This window comes from Pseudomonas sp. NBRC 111124 (genome assembly GCF_001320245.1).
In the GTDB taxonomy this organism is placed as follows: Bacteria; Pseudomonadota; Gammaproteobacteria; order Pseudomonadales; family Pseudomonadaceae; genus Aquipseudomonas.
In genome coordinates this window covers 71,793-98,139 of the sequence record NZ_BCBA01000053.1, presented here as the reverse complement: position 1 = coordinate 98,139, position 26,347 = coordinate 71,793, and the positions used below count along the sequence as shown (strand labels likewise).

The 26,347-nt window shown below is 62.6% G+C and carries 18 protein-coding genes; 12 read left to right on the top strand and 6 right to left on the bottom strand.

Annotated elements, in window-relative coordinates:
- Positions 1–713: 713 nt before the first annotated feature.
- A complete protein-coding gene (locus APH28_RS20440; protein ID WP_060512340.1) occupies positions 714–1,106 on the top strand; it encodes an NUDIX domain-containing protein in 393 nt (130 codons plus the stop codon).
- 60 nt (positions 1,107–1,166) lie between these two features.
- On the opposite strand, the gene APH28_RS20435 is transcribed toward APH28_RS20440, so the two are convergent.
- Together APH28_RS20435 and APH28_RS20430 are read right to left on the bottom strand one after the other, a co-directional pair.
- Positions 1,167–1,961, bottom strand: coding sequence for an OBAP family protein (locus APH28_RS20435; protein ID WP_060512339.1), 795 nt, complete (start codon positions 1,959–1,961; stop codon positions 1,167–1,169).
- A 144-nt stretch (positions 1,962–2,105) separates the two neighbouring features.
- Positions 2,106–2,459, bottom strand: coding sequence for a general stress protein (locus APH28_RS20430; RefSeq protein WP_060512338.1), 354 nt, complete (start codon positions 2,457–2,459; stop codon positions 2,106–2,108).
- 555 nt (positions 2,460–3,014) lie between these two features.
- On the opposite strand from APH28_RS20430, the gene APH28_RS28245 reads away from it, so the two are divergent.
- The gene (locus APH28_RS28245; protein WP_082432353.1) at positions 3,015–3,257 is read left to right on the top strand and encodes a hypothetical protein; all 243 of its coding nucleotides are present in this window, start codon (positions 3,015–3,017) and stop codon (positions 3,255–3,257) included.
- Between the two features lie 194 nt (positions 3,258–3,451).
- Here the strand turns inward: APH28_RS28245 and APH28_RS20420 are convergent, their stop codons facing one another.
- Positions 3,452–4,291, bottom strand: coding sequence for an MBL fold metallo-hydrolase (locus tag APH28_RS20420; protein ID WP_060512336.1), 840 nt, complete (start codon positions 4,289–4,291; stop codon positions 3,452–3,454).
- A gap of 289 nt (positions 4,292–4,580) precedes the next feature.
- Here APH28_RS20420 and APH28_RS20415 point away from each other — a divergent pair, with 289 nt between their 5' ends.
- Positions 4,581–4,877: a hypothetical protein gene (locus tag APH28_RS20415; RefSeq protein ID WP_060512335.1), complete on the top strand. Its 297-nt coding sequence runs from the start codon at positions 4,581–4,583 to the stop codon at positions 4,875–4,877.
- Positions 4,878–5,015: 138 nt separating this feature from the next.
- Positions 5,016–5,729 carry a DUF72 domain-containing protein gene (locus tag APH28_RS20410; protein ID WP_060512334.1) on the top strand — a complete coding sequence of 238 codons (714 nt, stop codon included), beginning with the start codon at positions 5,016–5,018 and terminating at the stop codon, positions 5,727–5,729.
- A gap of 95 nt (positions 5,730–5,824) precedes the next feature.
- Here the strand turns inward: APH28_RS20410 and APH28_RS20405 are convergent, their stop codons facing one another.
- Positions 5,825–6,739 (bottom strand): LysR family transcriptional regulator, encoded by a 915-nt coding sequence (locus APH28_RS20405; RefSeq protein WP_060512333.1) that lies wholly within the window; start codon positions 6,737–6,739, stop codon positions 5,825–5,827.
- 206 nt (positions 6,740–6,945) lie between these two features.
- On the opposite strand from APH28_RS20405, the gene APH28_RS20400 reads away from it, so the two are divergent.
- The 6 genes from APH28_RS20400 to pgm all read left to right on the top strand — a co-directional run bounded on the left by APH28_RS20400 (position 6,946) and on the right by pgm (position 16,816).
- On the top strand, positions 6,946–7,968 hold the full coding sequence (locus APH28_RS20400; protein WP_060512332.1) for a zinc-dependent alcohol dehydrogenase family protein: 1,023 nt from the start codon (positions 6,946–6,948) through the stop codon (positions 7,966–7,968).
- Between the two features lie 453 nt (positions 7,969–8,421).
- Complete coding sequence (locus APH28_RS20395) at positions 8,422–9,786, top strand: hypothetical protein (protein ID WP_060512331.1); 1,365 nt, start codon at positions 8,422–8,424, stop codon at positions 9,784–9,786.
- Entirely contained in the window at positions 9,786–11,099 is a 1,314-nt protein-coding gene (locus APH28_RS20390) for an aminotransferase class I/II-fold pyridoxal phosphate-dependent enzyme (protein ID WP_060512330.1), read from the top strand. Before APH28_RS20395 ends, APH28_RS20390 begins: the two co-directional genes overlap by 1 nt.
- A gap of 85 nt (positions 11,100–11,184) precedes the next feature.
- Positions 11,185–12,834, top strand: a complete 1,650-nt coding sequence (locus tag APH28_RS20385) for a VRR-NUC domain-containing protein (protein ID WP_060512329.1) — start codon at positions 11,185–11,187, stop codon at positions 12,832–12,834.
- On the top strand, positions 12,831–15,092 hold the full coding sequence (locus APH28_RS20380) for an ATP-dependent DNA helicase (protein WP_060512328.1): 2,262 nt from the start codon (positions 12,831–12,833) through the stop codon (positions 15,090–15,092). The genes APH28_RS20385 and APH28_RS20380 overlap by 4 nt, the downstream gene beginning before the upstream one ends.
- 86 nt (positions 15,093–15,178) lie before the next feature.
- Positions 15,179–16,816, top strand: a complete 1,638-nt coding sequence (pgm, locus tag APH28_RS20375) for a phosphoglucomutase (alpha-D-glucose-1,6-bisphosphate-dependent) (RefSeq protein ID WP_060512327.1) — start codon at positions 15,179–15,181, stop codon at positions 16,814–16,816.
- 118 nt (positions 16,817–16,934) lie between these two features.
- Here the strand turns inward: pgm and APH28_RS20370 are convergent, their stop codons facing one another.
- On the bottom strand, positions 16,935–17,633 hold the full coding sequence (locus APH28_RS20370; protein WP_060512326.1) for a pirin family protein: 699 nt from the start codon (positions 17,631–17,633) through the stop codon (positions 16,935–16,937).
- 175 nt (positions 17,634–17,808) lie between these two features.
- Between APH28_RS20370 and APH28_RS20365 the strand changes: the two genes are divergently transcribed.
- Positions 17,809–20,325, top strand: a complete 2,517-nt coding sequence (locus tag APH28_RS20365) for a UvrD-helicase domain-containing protein (RefSeq protein WP_060512325.1) — start codon at positions 17,809–17,811, stop codon at positions 20,323–20,325.
- Positions 20,326–20,332: 7 nt separating this feature from the next.
- On the opposite strand, the gene APH28_RS20360 is transcribed toward APH28_RS20365, so the two are convergent.
- On the bottom strand, positions 20,333–25,198 hold the full coding sequence (locus APH28_RS20360) for an NEL-type E3 ubiquitin ligase domain-containing protein (protein ID WP_371263101.1): 4,866 nt from the start codon (positions 25,196–25,198) through the stop codon (positions 20,333–20,335).
- Positions 25,199–25,374: 176 nt separating this feature from the next.
- Here APH28_RS20360 and APH28_RS20355 point away from each other — a divergent pair, with 176 nt between their 5' ends.
- Entirely contained in the window at positions 25,375–26,301 is a 927-nt protein-coding gene (locus tag APH28_RS20355; RefSeq protein ID WP_060512324.1) for an alpha/beta fold hydrolase, read from the top strand.
- Positions 26,302–26,347: the final 46 nt, after the last annotated feature.

Here is a 26,347-nt window from a genome sequence, read left to right as displayed (position 1 = left end):
AACCCCCTCAGCGGTGATGTCATTGCGCAGGGGGTAGCTTTTTGTTGTCAGGCGCCACATTCCTGATGACTTCTCGGTACTCGGGGGGCAGACCTGGGCATGCGCAAGTCGCTTGACGACTGCCTGCTTCCAATCCGACACCCGCTTCAACTTCACTCGGCTTTTTCCAGGAGCCAAGCCCATCTCGCGGCACTGGGGTCAACTGCGCTCCTGGGGGCGTCTAACGCTTTAAGGGCATTGAATTGAAACTCCGCTCGCATACGCAGTTTCTCAAGCTCCGTACAACCGCTGTCTGCTGCTCCCCTGTCATAAGCTCGCAGCGAACTCATAGCCTGTGCGCAGGCATTCAGCTGCGCATTTATTCGAATTGAGTCCACCTTGGTCATGTCAGCAACCTCCTGAGGCCGAGCGGGTTGGCTTCTAAGCTGTTGACACTAACATTTGGCAATTACCTTGCTGGTTTTCCAAGCAACTTAGCGACAGACGGTATTGTCGGCATGGCGGGAGCGCCTGCTGATAGTGCTTGCCGAGCGCCGCGCGCGCCTGCTCGCCGACAATGGCCAGCACTGGCCGCCGGTCTATGTACGCGTCGTGCATCAGCGAGGTGCAGATTAAGTTGAACGGTTTGTTAAAAATTCGAGTCATCAGGATAGAGACGCCATTTCGCTTTTGAATGGGACGGATATAAGCCTGATGTCGACGTGGGTGTAAGTATGTGGGATGAAAAGAATCACGCGTTAAAATCCAGAGCAACGATCATTTGTTTGCGAAACGGCAAAATCCTGTTAGTTCGGAAAAAATCAGGTAAGTGGCATTTCCCCGGCGGTACTGTCGAGTTTGACGAGACGCCAGCAGTGGCTGCTGAACGAGAGCTACAGGAGGAAACCTCCATTGAAGGGCATGGTCTGCTCTCACTTTGTACCCTGAGGGTGGGCAGTACACTCCATCATATTTTCACCACGCAGCTGGACGACGCAGAAAAACCGCTGGCGAGCAATGAGATCGTAGCTTGCAAATGGGTCCCTCGGGAAAAGCTCCCCTCCACGGTGCTGAAGCCTTGGGCTGCGGCGTTGCTTTCGAATCAACTTCCGGCCCTTCTTGGGTGATCGGCAATTCGGAAATTGCCGTGGCGCCAAGCGGGGCATGCCGACACGCTCCACAGACAGCTAATTGCTTGAACGGCTGTTAGCTGCTGGTGGCGTCGGTGTAGCGGGTAGATGCAAATGGGCGCCTGTCGGGTCCATGATCTGAATGACCCTGCCGTGCTGCCAACCATCCGCCCCGGGATCAGCCGCAGGCACTTGGATGTCTGCTCGCTGAGCTTTGGTTTTTGCCGTATCCAGGCCCAAGCGTCGGTTGCGCTGGTCGATCATCGCTGTGTCAGCCTGGCCGTCGGCAGTGAAGCCCATCATGAGTTGCGGAACACCCAGTGGAAGCGCTTTGCCCTGATCGGTGTGCCACGTGTGCCAGGTCTTGCCGTAGGTATGAGCCAGCCTTTTCATCAAGGCATGCTCAGCAGGTGCGGGTATTCCCGGTGCGATCAACTGCCCGGAAGCAACTTCATAGCCATGGCTGTGCCACATCGCCTTTTCCTTGGTCGACAATCCAGCAAAAAGATGCTCGTCAATGATGTACTCGACACCCATGATTTTCGCTTCCTTGGTATTGCCGTCGAAGATGACGCACTGAATGACATCCTCGTTGAGAATGGAGCAGTAGTGATGCGCCTCCATTTGCACGTTGGGATGGCCGTTGTAAAAGTGGAAGCCATTCAAGTAGGCGTTGATAGCCTCAATGGGCGGCTTGGCCTGCAGTGTCGCTGCCCCCGCTTCCAACAGCTGGGTCTTTGCCGACTCAGGTCTGCCGGGTATCTCCACAGGCGACTTCGTTCCGGGAGCGGAACAAGCCCACAGCAGAGAGCAGGCGAGGGGAAGGGTCATCGAATGAAATAGCGGTCGCATGTGAGTGGCTCTGACGGGGTGTTCTGAAAGGACAGCGCAGACGCTCAATGCCGACAGCCCAACGGACGAATGGTCTGGTAGTTATTCCGCCCGGGCCTTCCTGGGTGCAGGGCAGCCAGGCTGCCGCTGCACGTTCAGGGATGACTAGCGGTTGTCGTCACTCTTGCGACCGCCGCCATGACTATGCTGGCCGCCTACACGGCCGGCCTCTGAAGCTTTCTCGCGATCATTGGCGAAATTGCCCCCGGAAGCCTGGCCACCTTTGTGTCCCGCCTCGGAGGCACGCTCAGGGTCGTTCTTGAAATTACCGCCCGAAGCCTGGCCACCTTTTTGTCCCGCTTCAGACGCGCGCTCTGGATCGTTCTTGAAGTTGCCGCCTGACATTTGGCCGCCTTTGTGCCCGGCCTCGGAAGCTTTTTCCCGGTCGTTGGCGAAGTTGCCTGGATTGGTATTGGCGTTGCCGCCTTGATTACTGCCCTTGTCCTGATTGTTAGCCATGATTGACACCTCATGCCGGTAGTTACACAGGGAAATCTGTGTTCTTAAGTGACCGTAGACAAGCGCCCAATCGTGCAAAGGAATTATCGAGAGACGGACGAAATGCCCTAATGTAAGGCGGCCTCTATTTTGGCTCGAGGGCTCTTCGTGGATGGGTTTTGTAACCGCCGTTAGCGGGAGCTCTGAAATCCATAGCGCTGATGATCAAGGCATGTAGCGCGCAGTGAACCGATGTAAACCGACCAATCGTCACTCGCGGTGAACGTATGCAACTGCGTCAGGCTCAACCCACTAGCTACGCGCCTCAAACCAGGGAGTTTCAAAATGGCCAGATACCTTTATTTGATCAGCTACATATGTGACAACCAGCCCGGCACTTGCGAGTACCGCAGTGACCAAGAGGACCTCACCCGCCAAGCTGCGCACGAATATTTGCAGGGCTTGCATCGCAACGAAGCGTCATCTTTCACCGATGTGCAAGTACAGCGTCTTGAGCATGATCACGAGCCCGGTACCTCGCCAGGACATTACCAGCAACCCTGACGGGTTATCGACATGAACGCGGTCAGCGAACAGATAGGCCAGGAAGAGCGCCGACTCGTCGTGATAAACAAGTGGTTTGGGCTTTACGACGACGTGCAGCAAAGACGCGATTGCCCCAGCACCTATCACGAGGAACTGTTGCGTCAAGCCGATGAGATGGACCGTCTTGGGCTGGTGGACTGGCGTGAATGGCGAGACCTGCGCAGGCTCGCAGACAGAAGCTTCCTTAAAGCCATCGCCGGTCATGATCAGTAGAGCGCGGTCATGCGCTCCGGCTGCAGCTACAAGAGGCCTGGCAGGGAACAACTTACAGGCGTTATCCGTCCGTCGGGGTTTGCGCAGATACAAAAAAACCATTGACGAGGGCGTTCATCAAAACAGTTGTAGAGTTCGTTCGACTCTCCACATCAGGTCTTCGGCCCGCCCAGTGCGGGCCTTTTTTTACGTCTTTACAGGGCCGCACCCTGGCGGCTCGATTGCGCCAGCTCCCAAGGGTCATGGCTGCAGAACACCTCCAGATCCTCTTCGCCGTGCGCGAGGATCAACTCCCGCAAGCGGCGCTGGTTGGTCATGCGCAATCGGTGGTCGCTGTCCATCATCCGCTGATAGAGGCGCATGCCAAGCGGGCATCGGCGGTGCGCGCCATGGACCTCCCAGTGGTGAAAGTAAGCATCACCTGCATGCAGTAGCCAGCCGTGCTTGGTGCCAAGGGCAATGCCCGCGTGGCCGCAGGTATGCCCAGCCAGTGGCACCAGCAGAATGTCTTCGCGCACGTCGATCAGGGGACGCACGGAATCGAAGCCGAACCAGTGCTCGCCCTGGCCTTCGTAGAACTCCCAATTGAGGCGGCTTTGCCACTGGCTAGCGCGAAAGCGCCGGGGTTCGACCCAGCCGCAGACCTGGCTGGCCTGTTGCATTTCATCGCCGAGCAGGTGCACTCGCGCTTGGGGGAAATCATCCAGCCCGCCCGCGTGGTCAAAGTCGAGATGCGTCAGGACAATGTGGCGAACGTCAGCCGGTTCAAACCCCAGCCGTCGTATCTGATCCAGCGCAGTCAGGCGTTGATCCAGCTGAATGTTGTTGAGCACGCGAAAAAACCGGCTCAGGCGCTCGGGGTGCTGGATATCGTTGTGGCCGAAACCGGTGTCCACCAGCACCAGGCCGTCACGCTCGGTTTCAATCAGCAGGCAGTGGCAAGGTACGTGTGCTGTAAGCCCCTTGCTGTAGCCGTCAAACAGCGCACCGCCAAGCGGGCACATGCACCCGCAGTTCAAATGATGGATCTTCATCACGACACTCCTATGGCATAGCAAGCCTGTTGTCCGTCGACGGCGTTGGGCAGGGCAACGCTCCCTCTGCGCGATCAACGGCCGCCTCGGTGCGCTTGCCAAAGGCTCTGAGCCGCTTGTGTTTTTCATTCGTCGTCTGGGCGCATTACGGCGCTGAACGCAGCCCCCGCGGTGGTTGAAAACTTCGCGTTTCATACCAGTCGGCCGGCTGTCTGAACGCCCTGATTCATTTCGACCGCACGAGCGCATCCGCAGATCTACCCTTCACAACATCGGCGAGGGCAGAGGCATGAAACGAAGAGGCAAGACCTACAGAAATTGGTGCGACCCGATCCTGCACCATCAGACTCACGAAGAAAAACTCGACGACGGTACCTGCCTGGAGGTGCAGACGCGCTTGTCGCGCACCGGTGCCACGCAATTGTTCATTGGCGTTTACCGTCCTGATGGGACGGTGCTATGTGAGCGGGCCTACGCCCAGCGCGCCGGCGAGAGCATGAGCCGGGCGTTGGTGTGGGGGGTGGGGTATGCCAGGCGAGTGGCGGTTGAAGGCACAGCGAGCCGCGCCGAGCCGGCGAGCCATTGATCGGGCCAACCGGCGACGTATTCCTCAGGTAGAACCTGGGCGCACTGTGGTGGTGCTGTTCAACCCGATTGCGTCAATGGAACAACTACGGCCTTTGGCGACTCCATTGCAGCGACGGCGTGCTGATGGAGTGTCATGATGATCCACTTGGGATGCGCGGGCTGGAGTTTGGCCCGCCAGTACGCCGATGAGTTCTTGCAGCCGGGCAGCCACTTGCAGCGCTATGCCTCGCGGCTGGGTGCCGTAGAAATCAACAGCTCGTTCTATCGGCCGCACCTGCCCGCGACCTATGCCCGCTGGGCTTCGTCAGTCCCGGAGCATTTTCGCTTTTCAGTCAAATTGCCCAGAACCATCACCCACGAGCAGCGCTTGGAAAACGGTGAGGCTGAGCTTGACGCGTTTCTCCACCAATGCCAGCAATTAGGCAATAAGCTGGGATGCCTGCTGGTGCAGTTGCCACCCTCACTCGCTCATGATGCCAGCCGTGACCGGCGCTTCTTTGAACGCCTGCGCCAATGCCATGCCGGGCCGGTAGCGGTCGAGCCCAGACACGCCAGTTGGCAGGCTGCGCAGGCGATGTTGGTCGACTTGCGTATTGCCCGGGTGGCGGCGAGCCCCGCACGTTTCGCTGCCGATGCGCAACCCGCTGGCTGGCCTGGGCTGGTTTACTGGCGCCTGCACGGCGAGCCGCGGATCTACCATAGCGCCTATTCGCAACAGTACCTGCAACAGCTGGCTGAGCGGCTGCAGCGCAGCCACGCTGCAGGTGCAGCTACCTGGTGCATATTCGACAACACGGCCTCCGGCGCCGCACTGGGCAACGCGCTGGCGCTCGAGCGGTATTTGCGCTGATGCCTGCAAGAAATGTCGCCGCTGATGGAGTCGTGCCATGGGGGGGAATAGCGGTGAGGCCGCGCTCGCGCACCAGGATGCTTGATGAAACTCGATCACAGGCTATCGGGATCTCCGAAGAACATCTGGATTCTCGACCTCAGCCACCGCTCCGCCGGGTCATTGTCCTGCGCCCCGCGCCAGGCCATGTGCAGCTCGAACGTGCGCACTTCCATCGGCAGGTCTTCGGCGCGCAGCCCCCCGGCTGCGGTCAGCACATCGGCCGTGTAGTCCGGCACCGTGGCGACGATATCGGTGCCCGCCAGCAGGCTCCCCAAACCGTTGAACTGCGGCACCGCCAGCACCACATGGCGCTTGCGGCCGATCTCTTCCAGCGCCTCGTCGATAAAGCCCGACAGGTCACCGGCAAACGACACCAACGCATGCGGCCGCGCGCAGAAGTCGTCGAGGCTGATGCTGCCCGGCACACTGTCGGCGCGCAGCAGCTTGGGCTTGCTGCGCCGCAGCACCTTGCGCTTGGCGTTGGCAGGCAGTTCACTGGTGTAGCTGACGCCCACGGAAATTTCGCCCGAGGCCAGCAGCGTCGGCATCAGCAGGTAGTTGACCCGGCGCACCACCAGGACGATGCCGGGGGCTTCGGCGCGGATGCGTTTGAGCAGCTGGGGCAGCAGGGCGAATTCGGCGTCGTCCGACAGGCCGATGCGAAACACCGCGTTGCTGGTCGCCGGGTCGAACTCGGCGGCGCGGCTGACGGCGGTGGAGATCGAATCCAGCGCCGGAGACAGCAGGGCGAAGATTTCATGGGCCCGTGCCGACGGCTCCATGCTGCGGCCGGTACGCACGAACAGCGGGTCGTCGAACAGGTTGCGCAAGCGCGACAGGGCCGCGCTGATCGCTGGCTGGCCGAGGAACAGCTTTTCGGCAGCACGGGTCACGCTGCGCTCATGCATGAGGGTTTCGAATACGATCAGCAGGTTGAGGTCTACGCGACGCAGGTCGTTTCGATTCATCGGTGCGCTTCGCCTAAAGTGGAGCAGGGGTGAATCTTAAGGCCAAAGGCTGTTAACCTGCACGGATTTCCGGGGGCCAATGCACAGGAAAGTCAGGTGCCCAATCGATGACAGGCATGTCGACTATTAATGGCCACTGATGGTCTAACGGCAAAAGCCCGGATAAAGTCCGTGGTAATACGAGATTCACACACGCGAGGTATGCGATGTCCCGCATGATCCGTTTCCACAAGTTCGGCGCTGCCGATGTGCTCCGTTGCGAGGAGCAGGCCGAACCGTCACCTGCCTTCGGCGAGGTGCAGATCCGCGTCGAGGCGATCGGCGTGAGTTGGTATGACGTGCTCTGGCGGCAGAACCTGGCGCCATCCCAGGCTCGTCTGCCCGCAGGGATCGGCCACGAGATGGCCGGTGTGGTGACGGCGGTCGGCGAAGGCGTCGATGACATCACCGTGGGCGACCGGGTCGCCAGCTTCCCGGCCACCAGCGCCAACGAGCACCCCGTGTACGGCGATGTCATCGTGCTGCCGCGCACCGCCATCACCCGCTATCCGCAAGTGCTCACGCCGATCGAGGCCAGCGTTCACTACACGCCGCTGCTCATCGCCTATTTCGCCTTCGTCGACCTGGCCCGTGCCAAGGCTGGGCAGACCGCGCTGGTCACCGATGCCAGCCATTGTGCAGGGCCGGCCTTCGTGCAACTGGGCAAGGCGCTCGGCCTCAAGGTGTTCGCCGTGACCAAGGAGCCCGAGCAGCGTGAATACCTGCTGGGCCTGGGCGCCGACAGGGTGATCGTCACCGAAGAGCAGGACCTGCTCATGCAGGTTGGCAAGTACACCGATGGGCGCGGCGTGGACATGGTCCTCGATGGCCTGGGCGGGCCGCAGATGTCGCTGCTCGGCGATGTGCTGGCACCGCGTGGCAGCCTGGTGCTGTATGGCCTGCAGGGCGGCAACCAGACACCGTTCCCGGCGTGTGCGGCGTTCCAGAAGAACATCCAGTTCTACGTGCACTGCATCGGCAACTTCACCGGCAAGCCGGAGCTTGGCATCAGCCAGGACCAGGTGGCGCTGCAACGGGCCTTGCGCGATATCAACCAGTTCACCGCCGATCAGCTGCTGACGCCGCAGATCATCAAGGTGTATCCGTTCGCCGAGGTGGTCGAGGCCCATCGCTACATGGACGAATGCCCCTGCGGTGGGCGGGTAGTGCTCGATATGGCGCCGCGCTGAGGGCATGTTTGGCAACGAAAAACCGGGCGTATGCCCGGTTTTTTGTTTTTTGCCCGACTATATTTTCTGAGATCTAAGTTACGACTTTGTAAAGTTATGTTGCTAGATGGTGGCCGCGAGATCCTTATCGGGCTCCGCACGCTTTGTGAAGGGCGCTCTTGCCGGTTTCTGAATGGTTTTTTCATCAGGATCTGTATCTTTTAATCCCAAATCAACGTTCGATAATGGCGCATTGATAGTTGGCGCAAGGAGCGTGCAGTGGAGAAGACCAGGCGCAGCGGTGCGCGATTTAAAGCGGTGTGGAGCCCGTGGGTTGGCTCATATTTTTCAATGGTGTGGCGACAGCGTTGTGCAACTTCAAAGCTTCCTAATTCATTGTAGGAAAGTGCTTCAAATTAGTTTCGTCGCGCAAGTGGCGTGCTGTTGTGCTGAATGAAGTTGTGAGGTAACGCCGTGAGTATTGTTCACGACCAGGCTATGCACTTTATCTATCAGCAGGTGCTGGAGCGTCTGTTGAGTCATATGTCCAAGGAACAACGCGCATCCCTGCAGTTGTTGATTCAGCGTTTGCTGGTGGCCGCTGGTGGGCCGGAATACATCGGTACGTTCAGGGTGCTGGTGGTCCAAGGGGGAGACCGCCGTAGCGCCCGATTATTGGCCGTATTGCGTGCTGCCCAGCTGAGTATCGCCTTGCGAGCGCCGGTCACCTTCAAGTTGCGGGTGATCGTGACCTGTTTGCCGGCAATCAGCAGCGCATTGCTGGAGCAGCATGAACGCACGTTCAATGCCTTGTTCATGCACGATGATCCCCGGGTACATCTGCAGATGGTCGAGGGGGCGAATGTGGTGCCGTTCTGTCGCCAGGCGGGTGCCACGGCCCGGCATTTGCCGTGGTCACGCGAAGCCTTGCTGTTTTTCGGCCACCTTGTCGATGCACGTCCGGAAGCACTGCTGGGCAGTCGCACGTATCTGGAGCTGGCCGATACCGTTCGCGTGGCACTGGCCGAGTACCCGGGGGCCGATGCGCTGGTGACCGCCATGCCGGCCAGCCAGCGGCGGCGCCTGGCGGCCTGGGCCCGGCGCATCCTGCGCCTGGTGGGTGTCATCAGCCCGGACGCCATGCATCAATGCGTGGACAACCTGGCCAGGTGGCTGGGCCAGTTGCATCTGATTGCAGGTTCCCCGGGCGGCGCGGTCGGTGCGCCGTGCAGCACGCTGGAAAGAGCGTTGCCGCTGCGCGTCATCCAGATCGACGACCTGCTTGCCCAGTTGCTCACTGAAGGCGCACTCGATCTGATGGTGGGATGGGGCCTGGAGCCGGTGAGTGACGTTGCGTCGCTGGCGGCATTTGTCGACCCTCTGGCGCTGGCGCAGTTGCACGAGACAGGCGCGCGCTGCAAGGCGTCAGCTGAACCCAGGCAAGCGTTGCGCCTGGTCGGTCAGGATACCTCAGGCAAACCCCAGGTACTCGAGCAGGCGCGCTTCGCCAAGGCCTACGGGCTTGAGCAGACCCAGCTCGCCTGCATGCTGTACCGGCCGTTTGCCAATCAGGGGGCCGGGCTTGAGCGGTTTTTGCAAGGTCGTCACGCCGACATGCAGGTCGCCTTGCCTTACCTGCATCGGGCTTTGCAGGGCAAATCATGCCCTGATGCTGTCAAGGACTGGATCGTGAACACCAGCGGCCTGTCTCTGACGCAATTGCGCATGGTTTACAAGGGGCGACTGGGGCCGGGCGTACGGTCTTTGCTGGCCAACCTCGCGCGGCGTGATGTGCAGCTTCGGTTTGTGGGCAGTGCAACGCGCAAGGCTTCATCCTGATGGGGCGTGAGTTCGCCTACCAGGCGGTGTACCGCTATCTGGTCGCCTTGATAGACGAAGCCGAGCGAGGCGGGCAGCCACGCTTGCCCTCACTGCGGGCATTATCCAGGCGCTTGTGCGTTTCGTTGGCCACGGTGCAGGCAGCCTACAGCCTGCTTGAACATGAAGGGCGTGTGCAGTCGGTGCCTAAGTCCGGCTACTTCGCCCAAGTGGGCTTGCAGGCCGGCCGGGCTGACGCGGCTCATGTGTTGCCCGCGCAACCGTTGCTGGAGCGGGCGCTGTTCGCCCATGAGCGGCGTCTGGGGCGGCAGCGTGCACGGGCCACACGCGTGCTGGGCGGGCCACGGCTGCGTGACGCCCTGGCAGAGCGCTACACCCGGTCGTCCCGTCAGTACTGGGGACCAGAAGATGTGCACCTGGGCCCCGATGTGCAGGCGTTGCTGGAAACGCTGCTGCAGGCACTGGCGCTGCGTGGCAGTACCGTGCTGGTCGCTTCGCCGTGTTGCTGGCGGATCTTGCGGGCCTTGCAACGTTGTGACATGAGGGTCCTCGAGGTACCGCTGGATGTCGGCGGCAGCCCTGATATCGGCTGCCTGTCCAGGCTGTTGGGTAGTGAGCCGGTGCGCATGGTGATCATGCCTTCGTGCCTGGGTACCCCCGCAGGGCGCCTGATACCCCAGCGCGATCAGCAGCAGATCGCCGACGTGTTGGCGCTGCACCCGGTCTGGTTGCTGGAAAACGATCTGGACAGCGAACAATGCTATTCCACGCCACCGAACTCACGCTTGCGTGACTGGGTGGACCCGCGCTGGCTGATGGTGCTGGGCTCGTTGGAGGCGACAGTGGGGGGGGAGGCACCTTATGCCTACTTGTTAGGGCGCTCTGGGGCCTTGGCAGAAGCGTTCGCCCAGCGCGCCTTCCAGCTTGCCCCGATGCGGCAGCAGGCGCTGGCGCAGATGATCACCTCAGGCGAGATCGACGCGCATATGGAGCGGATGCGGGCGGGACTGCATGAGCGGATGGAGCAGCTCTGCCAGCACCTGCGTTTGGTGTTGGGAGGGCGGGTGGACTTCGACATGCCTGAAGGCGGGTGTGCCGTGTGGGTGCGCCTGGCGCCGACAATGGTGGGCGCTCAAGCCGTGGCGGCGACAGCGGATTCGGCATTGCAGGTGCTGGAGGGAGAGCAGTTCAGTCTGCACGGTAGACATCGCCAGTGCCTTGCGCTGACCTGGTTGGGCGAGCAGCCCAAGGCGCTGGCAGAAGCGCTGGAAAGCCTGGCACAGGCCCTGGCATTCGACGCCATTCGTCGGTAGGCCGGCGGAATGCGCCAGGGTGCTTGCCTGTGAGCATGGTCTGTATGTATAAACAGTGCTCATCCTTGCTGCCCGACCCTGCCTTGTGATCGCCCACTCCGTCGATGACCCGCTGTACTATCTGCACAATTTTCGCCAAGTGCTGCGCTGGGTCGAGTCACGTTATGCCGACCTGCTCGATGAGCAGGAGCTGGCTTTTCTTCATGCCTTTGCCGAGCTGGCGCAGCCGGCCCAGGCGCTGATGGTGCGCATGGTGATGCGCAAGGGCGAGCTGTTTCGCTGCGACCGCCTGGACTATGCCGAAATCGGCGACAGTGCGGCAGCCTTGCAACCGCTGTTGGCGCTGGGCTGGGTACGCGAGCCTGAGGCCCTGAGCCTTGAGCAGTTGTTCGCACTGTTGCGCAAGGACGAGCTCGCCGTGGGCTTCGCCGGGCAGTTGACCCGCCCGCGTGCGGCCAAGGGCGACCTGCTTGAGCAGTTGCGGCCCCTGTCGCTGGCCCCCAGGCCCTTGCGCGAGTGGTTCGCCCAGGCCCCGGTGGGGATCGTGCAGTGGTGCCTGCAGCCACTGTGCGATCGCATGCGCCTTTTGTTTTTCGGCAACCTCTATCAGGACTGGTCGGATTTCGTGCTGGCCGACCTGGGTCTGCTGCGTTTCGAGCAGGTCGCCTTCAGCCCCGATTCACGTGCCTTGCTGCAGCGCAGCGAGGTCGACCAAGCCATGGCGCTGCACCAGTGTGCCGAACGACTGGAGCTGGGTGAAGAGCCCGCCGCGATCCTGGCGACACTGGCCGGCTTGAGTATCGACAACCCATGGCTGGCCCGGCGCCATGGCCGGCTGCTGTTCGCCGTGGGCCAGCAGTGCGAGCGCCTGGGGAACTGGGACCAGGCGCTGGCGGTGTATGCCAGCAGCAGCCATGCGCAAGCGCGTATCCGCCAGGTTCGCGTGTTCGAGCGCAGCGAGCGCTGGGAGCAGGCCCACGCATTGGCCCTGCAACTGGCTGCCGCACCGGCCAACGCCCTGGAGGTGCAAGCCCTGGAGCGCCTGTTGCCGCGCCTGGCACGCAAGCTCGGCGGGCCGGTACAGAAGCGTCGGCGCGCGGCACCCCTGGAACTGATCGAGCTGGAACTGCCGCGCGAGCAGGCTGCTCTGGGGGTCGAAGAGGCCGTGCGACAGTACCTGGCGCACGCGAGTGGGCAGGCACATTACGTGGAGAACACGCTGCTCAACAGCCTGTTCGGCCTGCTGTGCTGGGAGGCGATTTTCGCCCCGGTGCCGGGGGCCTTCTTCAACCCGTTCCAGGCGGCGCCCCAGGACCTGCATGACAGCGATTTCCAGCAACGGCGCGCTGCACAGTTCACTGCCTGCCTGGGCCGCCTGGACGATGGCTCCCATCACCAGGCCATCCTTGATTGCTACACAGCCAAGCATGGCCTGCAATCGCCGTTCGTGTTCTGGCCCATGCTCAGTGAAGCGTTGCTCGATCAGGCGCTGACCTGCCTGCCCGCCGCGCACTTGAAGCAATGCTTCCTGCGCCTGTTGCAGGACATCCGCAACAACCGCGCCGGCATGCCGGACCTGATCCAGTTCTGGCCAGAGCAGCAGCGCTACCGGATGGTCGAGGTCAAGGGCCCCGGTGACCGCCTGCAGGACAATCAGCTGCGCTGGCTGGCGTTCTGCGCCGAGCACGGCTTGCCGGTGGCGGTCTGCCATGTGCGCTGGAGCGAGCCCGCATGAGTTATCGCGTGGCGGTGCGGGCGTTGTGCGAGTTCAGCGCCAAGGTCGGTGACCTGGACCTGCGCTTCACCCCATCACCTACCGCTCAGGAAGGAATCGAGGGGCATCGCCGGGTGGTCGCCCGGCGTGCTGCGGGCTATGAGGCGGAAGTCGCCCTCGAGGGCGAGTACCAGGGCCTGCTGGTGCGCGGGCGCGCCGACGGCTATGACCCGGCCGCCAATCGCCTGGAAGAGATCAAGACCTACCGCGGTGATCTGGCGCGCCAGCCAGCCAATCACCGCCAGCTGCACTGGGCCCAGGCCAAGGTCTATGCCTGGCTGCTGTGCCAGACGCGGCAGTTGCCGGCCATCGAGGTGGCGTTGGTCTATCTGGATGTCGACAACGACAGCCAGACGCTGATCAGCGAGCACTACCGTGCCGATGCGCTGCAGCATTTCTTCGAAACCCAGTGCCAGCGGTTTCTCGCCTGGGCCCAGGCCCAGCAACAGCGCCTCGCCGAGCGCGACCAAGGCTTGCAGGCTCTGGGCTTTCCTCACCCGCAGTTTCGCCAGGGCCAGCGGCAACTGGCCGAAACCTTGTACAAGGCCGTCAGTACCGGACGCTGCCTGATGGCCCAGGCCAGTACCGGCATCGGCAAGACCCTGGGCACCTTGTTTCCGCTGCTCAAGGCCATGGTCCCGCAGCAGCTGGACAAGGTGTTTTTCCTCACCGCCAAGACGCCCGGCCGGGCGCTGGCGCTGGATGCGCTGGGCCAGATCAGCGCGGCCACGCCGCAGCCAGCCCTGCGCACCCTTGAACTGATTGCCCGGGACAAGGCCTGCGAACACCCGGACAAGGCCTGCCATGGCGAGTCCTGCCCGTTGGCCCAAGGGTTCTACGACCGCCTGCCTGCCGCACGCGAGGCTGCAGCGGGCAGGCCCATGCTCGATCGCGCCGGCCTGCGCGAGGTGGCGTTGGCGCATCAGGTCTGCCCGTATTACCTCGGCCAGGAAATGGCCCGCTGGGTGGACGTGCTGGTGGCCGACTACAACTACTACTTCGATGCCCACGCTCTGCTGTTCAGCCTGACCCAGCTCAACCAGTGGCGGGTCGCGGTGCTGGTGGACGAGGCGCACAACCTGGTCGAGCGCGGCCGCGGCATGTACAGCGCCAGCCTCGATCAGGGCCAGCTGCTCACCTTGCGCCAGAGCAAGCCGCAAGGGCTCGGCAGTGCTCTGGACCGGCTGAATCGGCAGTGGAACGCGCTGTACAAGGAGCAGCGCGCCCCGTACCAGGCCAGCGACCAATTGCCCGAGGCCTTCCTGCGTGCCCTGCAGCAATGCATCGGGTTGATCCAGGAGCGCATGAATGAAAAGCCTGCCGAGGTCGATGCCCAGGTGCTGCAGTTCTTCTACCAGGCGCTGCAGTTCAGCCGGGTGGCGGAACTGTTCGACGAGCATTTCCTGTTCGACGTCAGCCTGCGCGAGGGCTCGCGCAAGCGGCGCCTGGCCAGCTTGTGCCTGCGCAACGTAACCCCGGCCCGGTTGCTGGCCCCGCGGATGCAGGCGGCGCGCAGTGTGACGCTGTTTTCCGCGACCTTGAGCCCGCGGCCTTTCTATACCGACCTGTTGGGCATGCCGGCTGATACGGCCTGGCTGGAAGTGGCGGCGCCGTTCCGTGCCGAGCAGCTTGAGGTGCGCATCGCCAGCCAGGTATCGACCCGCTTTCGCGAGCGCCAGGCTTCTCTGGCGCCGATCACCGAGCTGATTGCCGATCAGTATCACCGCCAGCCAGGCAACTATCTGGCGTTCTTCAGCAGTTTCGAATACCTGCAGCAGGTGGCCAGCTTGCTGGCCGAGCGTGATCCTGGCATCCCGCTGTGGGCCCAGGCGCCGGGCATGGACGAAGCCGCGCGCCAGGCTTTTCTCGATCGTTTCGTGGCCGACGGGCAAGGGGTGGGCTTTGCCGTGCTCGGTGGTGCGTTCGGCGAGGGCGTCGACTTGCCGGGAACGCGTCTGATCGGCGCATTCGTCGCCACCCTTGGCCTGCCCCAGGTCAACCCGGTCAACGAACAGTTCAAGCAGCGCCTGGGCAGGCAGTTTGGCGCCGGGTTCGACTACGCCTACCTCTACCCCGGCGTGCGCAAGGTCATCCAGGCCGCCGGGCGAGTGATTCGTGGCGACCAGGACCGCGGTGTGCTGGTGCTGATCGACGAACGTTTCGCCGAGCACCGGGTGCAGCAGATGTTCCCTGCGTGGTGGCAGGTGGCTGTTAAATAATCCTCGGCGGCCCCATCGCACGGCATTGCAACTCCCAGTACACTGCGTGTTCCAACACCAACATCCGTTGAACTCGAGGTTTTTGCATGACGCTCAGTCCTTTGGCAGGCAAGCCGGCTCCGGCCAGCGTGCTGGTCGATATCCCCCGCCTGCTCACCGCTTACTACACCGGCCGCCCTGACGCCGCCGTGGCGGCCCAGCGCGTGGCCTTCGGCACCTCGGGGCACCGGGGCAGCTCGTTCGACCTGAGCTTCAACGAGTACCATGTGCTGGCGATCACCCAGGCCATCTGCCTGTACCGCCAGGAAAAAGGGATCGACGGCCCGCTGTTCATCGGCGCCGACACCCACGCGCTGTCCGCGCCGGCTGCAGCCAGTGCGCTGGAAGTGCTGGCCGCCAACGGCGTGCAGGTGATGCTGTCCAAGGACGACGAATACACCCCGACGCCGGCGGTGTCCCACGCCATCCTTTGCTACAACCGTGGCCGCAGCCAAGGCCTGGCCGATGGCATCGTCATCACCCCGTCGCACAACCCGCCACAGAGCGGTGGCTTCAAGTACAACCCGCCCAACGGCGGACCGGCCGACAGTGATGTGACCAAGTGGATCGAGGCCAAGGCTAATGAGCTGCTGGCCGCTGGCCTCGCCGGGGTCAAGCGCATGGAACATGCCCAGGCGCTGCAAGCCGCCACTACCCAGCGCCACGACTACGTGGCCCACTACGTGGCCGACCTGGAAAACGTCATCGACTTCGACGTCATTCGTGGCGCCAACCTGCGCCTGGGCGTCGATCCGCTGGGTGGGGCAGGGGTGCGCTACTGGTCGGCGATCGCCGAGCGCTACCAGCTGAACCTGGAAGTGGTAAACACCGAAGTCGACCCGACTTTCCGCTTCATGTGCGTGGACTGGGACGGCCAGATCCGCATGGATCCGTCCTCGCCTTACGCCATGCAAGGGCTGATTGGCCTGCGCGAGCGCTTTGACGTGGCATTCGCCTGTGACCCGGACCACGACCGCCACGGCATCGTCACCGCTGACGGCCTGCTGCAGCCGAACAATTACCTGGCGGTGGCCATCGACTACCTGTACCGCAACCGTCCGCAATGGCGCAGCGACGCCGCTGTGGGCAAGACTGTGGTTTCCAGCGGCCTGATCGACCGCGTCACCGAGCGTCTGGGCCGTGAGTTATACGAAGTGCCGGTGGGCTTCAAGTTCTTCGCCCAAGGCCTGTTCGAAGGCTCGCTCGGCTTTGGTGGTGAGGAGAGTGCCGGTGCTTCGTTCCTGCGCAAGGACGGCACGGTCTGGGCCACCGACAAGGATGGTCTGATCCCGGCGCTGCTGGCGGCCGAGATGACCGCCCGCACGGGTCGCAACCCAAGCCAGGCCTACAACGACCTGACTGCTGCGCTGGGCAAACCGTTCGCCACCCGCGTCGAAGCCAAGGCCGATGCACGGCAAAAGGCCGCGCTGAGCAAGCTGGCACCGGAGCAGGTGAAGTCGACCGAACTGGCCGGCGAGCCGATCGTGCAGATCCTCAGCCATGCGCCGGGCAACGGTCAGGCGATCGGTGGTTTGAAGGTGATGACCGCCAACGGCTGGTTTGCCGCGCGGCCTTCGGGTACAGAAGACATCTACAAGATCTACGCCGAGAGCTTTGTCGACGAGGCGCACCTCAAACGCCTGGTGGAAGAGGCGCAGGTGCTGGTGGATGCGGCGATTGCCTGATTGATCTCTGGGGCCGCTTTGCGGCCCTTTCGCGACACAAGGCCGCTCCTACAGGAAACGCGATCTCCTGTAGGAGCGGCCTTGTGTCGCGAAAGGGCTGCAAAGCAGCCCCCTTCACTCAAGCGACATCGACCAAGACGATCTCGCTGTCCTCGATCGCAGTCACTCGCAGCACTTCTTCCTGCTCGATCGCCACGCCATCGCGGCCCTTGGCCCGCAGCCCATTGACTTCCACCAGCCCCTTGGCCGGCACCAGATAACCGCGGCGCCCGGCTTCGAAGCGGTACTCGGCGCTTTCACCGGCTCGCAAGGTTGCAGCCAGCAAGCGCGCATCGGCGCGGATCTGCAGGCTGTCCTCATCGCCCGCACGGCCGCTGGCCAGGGTCACGAAGCCTTCGCCACGTTCACCTTTAGGGAATGGACGGACACCCCAGGACGGCGCATCACCGACCTTCTCCGGCACGATCCAGATCTGGAAGATGCGGGTATCGACCTCTTCCAGGTTGTATTCGCTGTGCACGATGCCGCTGCCAGCACTCATCACCTGCACGTCACCCGCCTCGGTACGGCCCTTGTTGCCCAGGCTGTCCTGGTGGGTAATGGCGCCTTCACGGACATAGGTGATGATTTCCATGTCGCGGTGCGGGTGCGGCGGGAAGCCGCTGCCGGCGGCGATCAGGTCGTCGTTCCAGACCCGCAGGTTGCCCCAGTGCATGCGCGCCGGGTCGTAGTATTCGGCGAACGAGAAATGGTGGTGAGCATCGAGCCAGCCGTGGTTGGCGTGGCCGAGGCCTTCGAAGGGTCGCAGTTGCAGCATGGTCGTGCTCCTTGAATCAGTGGAATGAAGCCATGATGCGCCAAAAATAGATCGAAAATAAGCGTAAATATCGACTTATTATCATCTGTTTTATAGATTGATAGTGGCAATGTGGATTATGCGATTCATCGCCTAATGCACTGATCTGCAAGCATTCGCTAGCGATTTTCGACGGATGCGGCGAACATGGCCCGCTGAACTGATTTTCAACGGAGTGACCGTGGCCCACGAGCAACCCCAGGCCCCCGCCGAACTGACCCCACCCGCCCAGCTGCCCTGGTTGCGTCGCCTTGTTGCCCGCCTGCTGGGCGGTGGCCTGAGCCGCCTGCAGGCGCAACACCGCGACTCCTGGTTCCTTGGCCATGCCACCGGCCAGCGCAGCGGCCACGCCGATGGCCTGCGTGAAGGGTTCGAACGTGGCCGGGTGGAAGGTTATGAGGCCGGGCGCCAGGTGCTGGTGATTCGCGATGCGCGACCTGACAGCGCCGCCGTGCCCGGGCAGGACGACAACCTGTTCGACGATTGGCGCCTGCCATTGAGCGCCGAGCTGAAAAAGCGCTTCAAGGCTGACGTTGCCCAGCGCCTGCCGGCCGAGGCCCAGCCCAGCGCGGCGCAGTGGAAGCTGATTTTCAGCGACACGCCATCCACCTGCGTGGTGGCGGGTGCCGGGGCGGGTAAATCGACCTCGCTGGTGCTGCGCATCCTGCTGCTGCGGCATTACCTGGGCTACGAGCTGGACGCGATGACGGTGGTTACCTTCACCCGCGAATCGCGCAAGGACTTCATCAAGCGCCTGGTGCAGGTATTCGGGCTGTGGCAGCTCGACCTGCAACCGGCCAGGGCGCGCGAACTGGTGCGTACCTTCCATTCGCGCATTCTGCCGCTGGTGCGCAGCCTGCCGGGCTTTGGCCAGGTGCGGGCGTTCGAGACCCTGGGCAACGAGATGCCGGCCGGCCGCGAGGCAGAGGCCGAGAGCAACCCGTTCGACCTGCGCCTGAACGATGCCCAGCGCCAACAGCTCAACCAGTGCTACAGCCAGTTGCTTGGCCAGAGCCCGCGTTTCGCCGAGATTGTCGCCACCCTGCGTCGCGAGGCCTTGCAACTCAAGCCGCTGGACCCGGATCACCCGGATGTGCAGAAGCGGGTGCAGGTCACCCAGCTGGCCGCCCAGCGTGATGAAGAACTGTGCGATGTCATCGAAGACCTGTGGTTCGCTGCCGGCGCCTGGCCGATCAAAGGTATCGAGCCGTGTCGGGAAACCGTCGAGATCCGTGGCAGTCGCTTCCATGTGCATGGTCGCCTGGAGGGCCTCGATGCCTGGGTGGTGCTGGGCTTTGACCCGGCGGAAAGTGCCCAGTATCAACGCCCCGGCGCAAAGCTGGCAGTGCGGGCCGAGTGGGCGGTCAAGCGCACCTTGTTGCAGGCGTTCTGCGACAAGCCGCTGATCTGGCTCGACAACTACGCCATGGCCCGGCGCCTGGCCGCATCCTTGGCCGGCGATGCCGCGGCAGGGCCCGGTTTCGAGTACAAGGTCAAGGGCGAGCTGGCGCCGGCGCCGCTGCTCGACGCCTTTGTCGGCGCTGCCAACTTCATCGAGAACCTCGGCCTCGAGGTTAACCCGGCCGTGGCGGCCATGAACTTCCCGGCTGGCGACCCCGACGCGCTGTTCTTCGAGGCCTTGGCCCTATACTGGAAAGCGCTGGAAGCGCACCTGCTCGACCAGTCGCCCCCGGTGATGAGCTACAACCGCATGTTCGCCCTGTTCGGCGAGAACAACCCGGAGAATCTGCGGCTGTTGCCCGACCCGCTGCTGCGGCCATTGGCGCACCTGATGATCGACGAATTCCAGGACGTCTCGCCGCAGATCGTCAGCTGGCTGCGCGCCTGCCTTGCGGAAATCCGCCGCCGTGGCCCGGCCATGCACACCGGTCGCAATGCCCAGCATTCCTCGCTCATGTGCGTGGGTGACGACTGGCAGTCCATCTACGGCTGGCGCGGCAGTTCGCCGAAGTACTTCATGGAGTTCACCAAGGCCTTCCTGTCGCCAGCCAACACCCGGGTGATGCTGGTCGACAACTACCGCTGCCAGCAGCAGGTGATCGATGCCGCCGAGCACCTGGTCAAGGGCACGCCGGCCATTCCCGGCAAGAAAGCGCGGGCCAGTGGGCCGGCGGCCGAGCTGCCGGGCGCCCCGGTACGGGTCTTCGAGCGTGATGAGGCGGCGCTGGGCGAGACGTTGATCGAGCATTACCAGCGCGGGGAATCGGTGATGATGCTGTACCGCAAAGGCAGCGACAAAGCCCTGATGAGTGAGCATCTGCAGACCGTCCTGCATGCCGAAGCCGCGCTGCCTGCCGAACAACGTCGCCTGCGCCAGCTGACCTACCACAGTGCCAAAGGCCTGCAAGCCGATGCGGTGTTCATGCTCGGCGACTGCCAGTACCTGACCAGCTCCCCCTACAAGAACCAGGTGTACCGCCAGGCCGGTCTGGGCAAGGCGGGTGATGCCCAGCCTTTCGATACGGCGCAGAAGGAAGAGGTGCAGCGCCTGGCCTACGTCGCGGTCACCCGTGCGGTCAGGCACTGCTATTGGCATGTCGAGCCCGCCAACGGCGAGGCGGCGAGTGCGCCGCGCGCGTCAGCCCAGGTAGACGGGCGGCAGGCCTTCTTCGAAGACCTGCGCGGTCATTGAGCCGCGTTCAAGCGTCGATGACCTCCCATTGCCGGGTAAGGCTCAGCAGCAGCCCGGCTTCCACTTTCTGCTGCTCGCGCGTCAACGTCTCCATGGCATGATCGAACGCTGGCTGCTCGAGGGGAACTCGGCGTAACACGCCGTGTTCATCCAACACAGAGGCTGGCATGACAGGTGTCAATGCACGGGTTATGGCGCTGTCCAGCTGGATGATGGGCTCGTTGTCTGCATCCCAGCAATAGAACAGATAGTCGAGGCCTGGGCGCCAGAAGTCGGTAATGGCTTCGAACTGGCTGGCATATCGGTCCTTCAGGTATTTACGCCAGACTGGTTGTTCCGCCATCCATTGCTGCCGGGCAGCGGTGTCGGCATCGAGTGTGCGTACAGCAGCTTCCACGTTGGCGATGATCTGCCGATTGATCCGTGCCTGGCTACGATAGAGCATGCCACTGCTAGGCTCGGGAAAATCGAGTGTCTCTGCAAGGGACTGGCGCAAGGCCAAGCGGACTTCGATATCGTCGACCAAGCCCGTTTCCAGGTCTACATCCGGGAAGGCGGTAGGCACATCCAGCTCGTCATAGGCCGGCAATTCGTCATCCATGACATCCTCAAGCAGTGCCTGCTTGCGCTGGCCGCGCTTGAAGCTGATGCGGTCAGCCAGTGCATTGACCTTCTCCCGGCGATACAGCTGGCGGTACAGGTCGAACAGCGGCTTGGCGGTGTCATGTGCCTGGCCGGCTGCCCGGTTGGCCAGCAGTTCCACTTCCAGGGCACTGAAAGCTTCGGCGCCAGCGTCACCACAGGTAGGGGGGTACAACTCTGCCACTTCGTTCAGGCGCTCGCGCAGCGCAGTGTCTTCACGGGCTTGCTCTAGCAGCGACCATACCCGTTCGCGCAGTCCTCGTGGATCGCGTTGCGCTTCCTTCGAGTAGGTCAGGCGTTCCAGCACGGCTTGCAAGTGACCGTTTTCGTCCTGCTCGAACAGATCGGCCCACAGCTGGTTTTGATGAGCACTCGCCGAATCGCGCCAGAGCCCCTGCCACTCGGGACGTTCGGCAGTGTGCTCGAAGACGTTGACGCCAAGGGTGCGCAGGCGAGTGAGCGTTTGGGCTTCCAAATTGTTGTAGTTGAACAGCCAGCGGCGTTCGGGCAGGCGGGCGCTGACATCCCGAGCATACGGACTGCGGAGTATAGTCGGCAGCCCGTCGACGTGATGGATGCGGTTGAATGAAAGATCCAGATAGCGCAACTGATACTGAGGCTGGCTCATCAAGGTGGTGAGGCCGTCGGGCCATGATGTCAGCTCAGCGTTGTTCAAATCCAGGTGCCGCAGGCGGGCCATGTAGCTGACATCGGGCGCGCGCTGCAGTGGGTTGAAGTCCAGGTCCAGTCGCTGCAGATGGACAAGGTCCTGAAACCCCCTGGCGAGGTTCTCATCAAGGGTGATGCGGTTGCTACCAAGTCTCAGTTCGTCCAGTGGCCGGCGGGCGAGGAAGCTCAGTGTGCTTTCGTCAAGTGTCAGTCGATTGCGGCGCAGGTTCAGTCGGCGCAGGTCGGGCATCGCTGCCAGTGCCCTTTGCGCGGTAGGTGTGAGACTGGCAAGCGCATTGCTGGTCAGGTCCAGGCTGCGCAAGCGGGGCACCGATGCCAGCGCTTCGAACAGCACTTGGGCATCGATAGCCGGGTTGCCGGTCACTTCCAGTACTTGCAGATTAGGGAAGCAGGAGAGGAATTGAGCATCCAGTTGCTCCAGCTCCAACCCGGTCAGCTTGAGCTCGTGGATATGGGGCATGCGGGCGTTCACTGCGGGCATGCGGGGTAGGCGCATACGTTCCAGCACCAGCGTATGCCGATTGCTCGCGCCTTCTCGCCGCCAGGCCTCTTTAAGCAGCTGGGCGCAGGTTTGTCGATCCTGCATCTCGAACGCGTCAGTCGCGCTCCAGATCCAGCTCTTCAGGTCGCGTTCAAGCGTGCGCCATTGCGCTTGCAACTGCTTGACCGCCGCACCCAGGTCACTCGTTTCGCTCAGCTCGGCTCGCAAGGCAGCGCGCTGTGTCGCGTTGAGCGATGGGAACAGTGTACGGAGTTGAAGATCGGCGGCTCCTGCACTGCCTCGGCCGCTGAGCGGGTAACCGATGCGCCCATGGGCAAGGCGCAGGGGGGAGCGCCAGCCTGGCTTGATGGGTTGCTGGCCTAGCAACGTGGCACAGGCCGGGCGGTCGCCCAAGGCGATTTCCAGCAGCTCGGCGTCGCTGGCTTGCGGATGGCTGGCCGTTAATGCTTGGCGTAACGTCAGGCTGTCGGCATTGGCCAGGCTGGGCCGGTAGAGACCGAGCAGGGCATGGTCAAGACGGGCTCGTGCTTGCAAGAGACGGGCTTCTTCGGCAATGCGCAGCGGCACCCGCCCGCTCGCCAGGCGTTGCCGTTCGCTGCTGCCGGCATGCCTGACGAGGCTTTCCAGCACGCTGCCGGGCAAGCCAGGGAATTGGCGCTTGATGGTCTGGGCCTCGACGCTTGGCACCGGTTGGTGACCTTCGAGCAGGCTTGCGAAGATTTCGTGGCGACGTGCGGCCAGGCGGGCGGCCAACTGCTCGTCCAGGGCCCGCTCGCGGTGCCCGGGTGCAATGTCCTTGAGCAGATGCGTGATCGCATCTTCATCCAGCTGATCCAGCACGGCCTTGCTGAGCTGGCCATTATCAAGTTCCGAGCGAGAGATTTCGATCAGCATTGGGTTGGCAGCGTCTTCGGCGCCGAAATACACAGCGTCTCCCGCTTTTTCAGCACCGCTGAACACCTTCAACCTGTAGTTCTTCGGCCAGCCAGGCAGGTTAACCAGTTCCGGCAGCGCGAAATTCTTGTGTGCCGCCAATGGCAAGCCATGGCGCACCCGGGTGATAGTGCTCTGCACGTCGTTGTCCAGGCGCAGACGTAGCAACGCATCGGCCAGCAAGGCAGGCGGACGGGAGCCATTGATCTGGGCATGGCGCAGGGTATCGGCATCGTTTGCGGTAATACGCATGGCACTGAGTTGTTCCCCGGTGTCCAAGCCCTGGCTGAACGGCCCAAGCGCTCGCAGCAACCGGGCGTCGCTCCACGTCAGTGGGTCTTCGTGGGCCAGTTGCCAGCGTTGGTCACCCAGGTAGCGCAGGGGCGGGCTGTAGGCATCGGCGGTATCCGGGTGGCGAACACGCCATTGTCCGTCAGCACTTTCGAACACTTCATACAGCCTGCCCTCCAGCGACACGTGGGCTTTGCCGCCTATGTAATAGAGCCCCTGCGCATCAGGCTGAGCATCTGCCGGCAAGACCGCTTCGCTGGCATAGGGGCGCATGTCGGGTTGCCAGAGCCGCTCGCTGCCACCCTTCCAGACACTCTTCAACGCATCGACAAATCCTGATGCTTTCACCAGCTGGGCGCCGACGGCGAAGCCGGCAATCGTGGCGGCATTGATGGCCAACGATTCCACTTGTTGCAATGCCTCATGGGTATCGCCTTCTTCCCAGGCTTCGAAACCGGTAAACACCGAGTTCATGATGTCGTAGGCAAAAACGCCTAGCATGGCGGCATCCAGGCCTGGGACGAAGAATGCGGCCACATTGAGCAGGTTCATTCCGGCATCGCGCCAATGCTCCAGGCGCGCTTTGCGTGCCTTGGCATCAGCATCGGCGGTAGGGACCGCGATCGTTCGGGCATCTGCCTTGACGCGTCTGATGTGGTCTCTGTAGAGCGCTGGCCAGATGGGGCTTTCCAGCCTGACCTGGGCGAAGTGAAGATTAGGATTGTCACGGGGCTTGCGCGCAGAGGCGCTTTGATCGAACAAGGCGTTTTCCAGCTTTTGGGTAAGTTCGACTTGCCTGCTCTTGTCCGCGAAGCTGATCAGGTGACGGCGGAACCGGGTTTGCACCAAGCGTTGGCGCAAGTGTGCGCCGGCCTTTTGCAAGGAGGCGTATTCCCGGACCGGATGCTCGGTATCCTGAGGAATGTAGAGGATACAGGGATTGATCCGATTGGCAGCGTTGGGGCCAATCAGCAGGACGTCATGTATCGGGATGCCGAACAGGCTGAAATGCCAGCAATGAAGCGGTTGTTCATCATAGCGTGGCGAACGTTCGTCGTTGCAGAGTTGGGTCAGAGCAGCCCCACCCTTGATCGTCAACAGGCCTTTGAGGTACGCGATCATTGCCTCGGTTTTGAGTGCCTGGCGTGTTGCGTCCATCCACAGTTGTTCGATCTCGGCTTTCCTGGGCCCCTCATAAACCGTTTGCAGGTGGTCCTGATAGCGCTGGCCCAGGTCTAGCGTTCGACAATGATCGATGAACGCGCTTGGCTCCAAGGGGAAGAGTGATGTGTCGTCGTTCGCGGCACGAGTCAGGGTGTCGAGCGGGCCACACTCGGCAGGCCCTTCGAAATTGTGCAGTGCTGCTTCCAGCAGAGAGCGCTTCTCTGGCGGCCCATCGGGGCGTGTGATCAGGGGTGGTTCTTCGCCCAGCGAAATTTCCAGGCCAGGTGGGTTCGTCAGGGTGGTGAACACCTTGTACGGCTGATGAACGTATTGGGCCTGGTCCACGTCGACACCCAGGCCCAGCCGCGCCTTGAGCAGTGGCTTGCAGAATTCGCTGATCTGCTTGAAGCCCTGGAGTGCGTCGCGCAGCGCCGCGAACCGGGCATCACGGCAGCCCATGAGTTGTTGCAAGAAGGCCTGGTCTTCTACACTGGCCGCGGCGTACCAACTGTAGGGCAAGCCCGTTTCATCCAGGTAGTCCTTGCGCAGGCTTTGCACGATGCGCCGGGTGTGATCGGGGTGCAGGGTGGTGGTCCAGGCGGGCAGGTTGCGCAGGATCTGAGCCTGGTGATAGGGCGTGGATGTCGTCATGGTTGAGCGCCTAGGGTAACAGGGAGGCATCAGTTGACAGCGCCCACTCCATCTGTGAGTGGTACATAGGTCAATCTGCAGGGTCGGTCCTGTGCATGCGAGGGTCGGGGGGAGAGCAGCGCGGGTGATGGGACTGCGACATGGTGGACTACGGCATCTTGTCAGGGAGAACTCCAATGCATTCGCTGTGCAGTCCCAAGGATCATTTGCTGGATCACGACGGCATTGAAATAGCAGTACGGACCTGGGGGGCCGAAGATGGCATCCCGGTGCTGGCCCTCCATGGCTGGCTCGACAACGCAGCCTCTTTCGAACGCCTGGGGCCGTTGCTTGAAGGTTGCTTCGTGGTTGCACCGGACCTGGTCGGCCACGGCCGTTCCGATCACCGCCGTCACGACAGTGGCTATTACCTGTGGGAGCATGCCGAGGACATGCTGGCGGTTACCGACAGCCTGGGCCTGTCGCAGTTTCACGTACTCGCCCATGGCATGGGTACCGGTATCGCCTCGCTGCTGGCCGCCATGACCAGCGGCATCGCCAGCATGATCTTCCTCGATGGCATCGGTGCGCCGTTCACCGTGGCCGAGGATGATCGCGTTCAGCACCTGGCGCGGGCCTATCGGCTCAAGCGGATGGTCCAGCGCAGCCAGTTGCAAGGTTTCGGCGAACCCGATGGCAGCCGGTTCGACAACCTTGAATGCGCGCTCGAACAACGGCGCAAGCGCCTGGATGGCGAGTTGAGCGAGGATGCCGCCCGGCTGTTGGCCCTGCGCGACCTGCTGCAGCTGGCCGACGGTTATTGCTGGCGTCACGACCCACGGCTGGTGCTGCCCGAACCGATGCCACTGACCGAGCGCGAGGCGTGCGACCTGCTGCGGGAAATCCGCTGTCCGTTGTACCTGATGTTCGGCAGGCAGGGCGCATTTAGCGGCAACGGTATCGAGCAGCGTCAGGCGGCACTGCCAAGCCAGGCCAAGGTCTCCTGGCACCCGGGTGGGCACCATTTCCACCTCGAGGCGCCGGACCGCGCGTTGGTCGATCAGATCCTGCGCATCCTCGCCCGTCATGAGGAGGGGCTGCTGCAGCGGCTGGTGAACGAATAGCGGGTTATGGTCAGCTTGACGGCGCCTGAGCTAAGGTGACGGAAAC

Bases quoted from the DNA above. Each gene is read 5' to 3' on its own strand.
- APH28_RS20440 (WP_060512340.1), top strand. From the start codon at position 714: ATGTGGGATGAAAAGAATCACGCGTTAAAATCCAGAGCAACGATCATT.
- APH28_RS20435 (WP_060512339.1), bottom strand. From the start codon at position 1,961: ATGCGACCGCTATTTCATTCGATGACCCTTCCCCTCGCCTGCTCTCTG.
- APH28_RS20430 (WP_060512338.1), bottom strand. From the start codon at position 2,459: ATGGCTAACAATCAGGACAAGGGCAGTAATCAAGGCGGCAACGCCAAT.
- APH28_RS28245 (WP_082432353.1), top strand. From the start codon at position 3,015: ATGAACGCGGTCAGCGAACAGATAGGCCAGGAAGAGCGCCGACTCGTC.
- APH28_RS20420 (WP_060512336.1), bottom strand. From the start codon at position 4,291: ATGAAGATCCATCATTTGAACTGCGGGTGCATGTGCCCGCTTGGCGGT.
- APH28_RS20415 (WP_060512335.1), top strand. From the start codon at position 4,581: ATGAAACGAAGAGGCAAGACCTACAGAAATTGGTGCGACCCGATCCTG.
- APH28_RS20410 (WP_060512334.1), top strand. From the start codon at position 5,016: ATGATCCACTTGGGATGCGCGGGCTGGAGTTTGGCCCGCCAGTACGCC.
- APH28_RS20405 (WP_060512333.1), bottom strand. From the start codon at position 6,739: ATGAATCGAAACGACCTGCGTCGCGTAGACCTCAACCTGCTGATCGTA.
- APH28_RS20400 (WP_060512332.1), top strand. From the start codon at position 6,946: ATGTCCCGCATGATCCGTTTCCACAAGTTCGGCGCTGCCGATGTGCTC.
- APH28_RS20390 (WP_060512330.1), top strand. From the start codon at position 9,786: ATGGGGCGTGAGTTCGCCTACCAGGCGGTGTACCGCTATCTGGTCGCC.
- APH28_RS20380 (WP_060512328.1), top strand. From the start codon at position 12,831: ATGAGTTATCGCGTGGCGGTGCGGGCGTTGTGCGAGTTCAGCGCCAAG.
- pgm (WP_060512327.1), top strand. From the start codon at position 15,179: ATGACGCTCAGTCCTTTGGCAGGCAAGCCGGCTCCGGCCAGCGTGCTG.
- APH28_RS20370 (WP_060512326.1), bottom strand. From the start codon at position 17,633: ATGCTGCAACTGCGACCCTTCGAAGGCCTCGGCCACGCCAACCACGGC.
- APH28_RS20365 (WP_060512325.1), top strand. From the start codon at position 17,809: ATGCGGCGAACATGGCCCGCTGAACTGATTTTCAACGGAGTGACCGTG.
- APH28_RS20360 (WP_371263101.1), bottom strand. From the start codon at position 25,198: ATGACGACATCCACGCCCTATCACCAGGCTCAGATCCTGCGCAACCTG.
- APH28_RS20355 (WP_060512324.1), top strand. From the start codon at position 25,375: ATGCATTCGCTGTGCAGTCCCAAGGATCATTTGCTGGATCACGACGGC.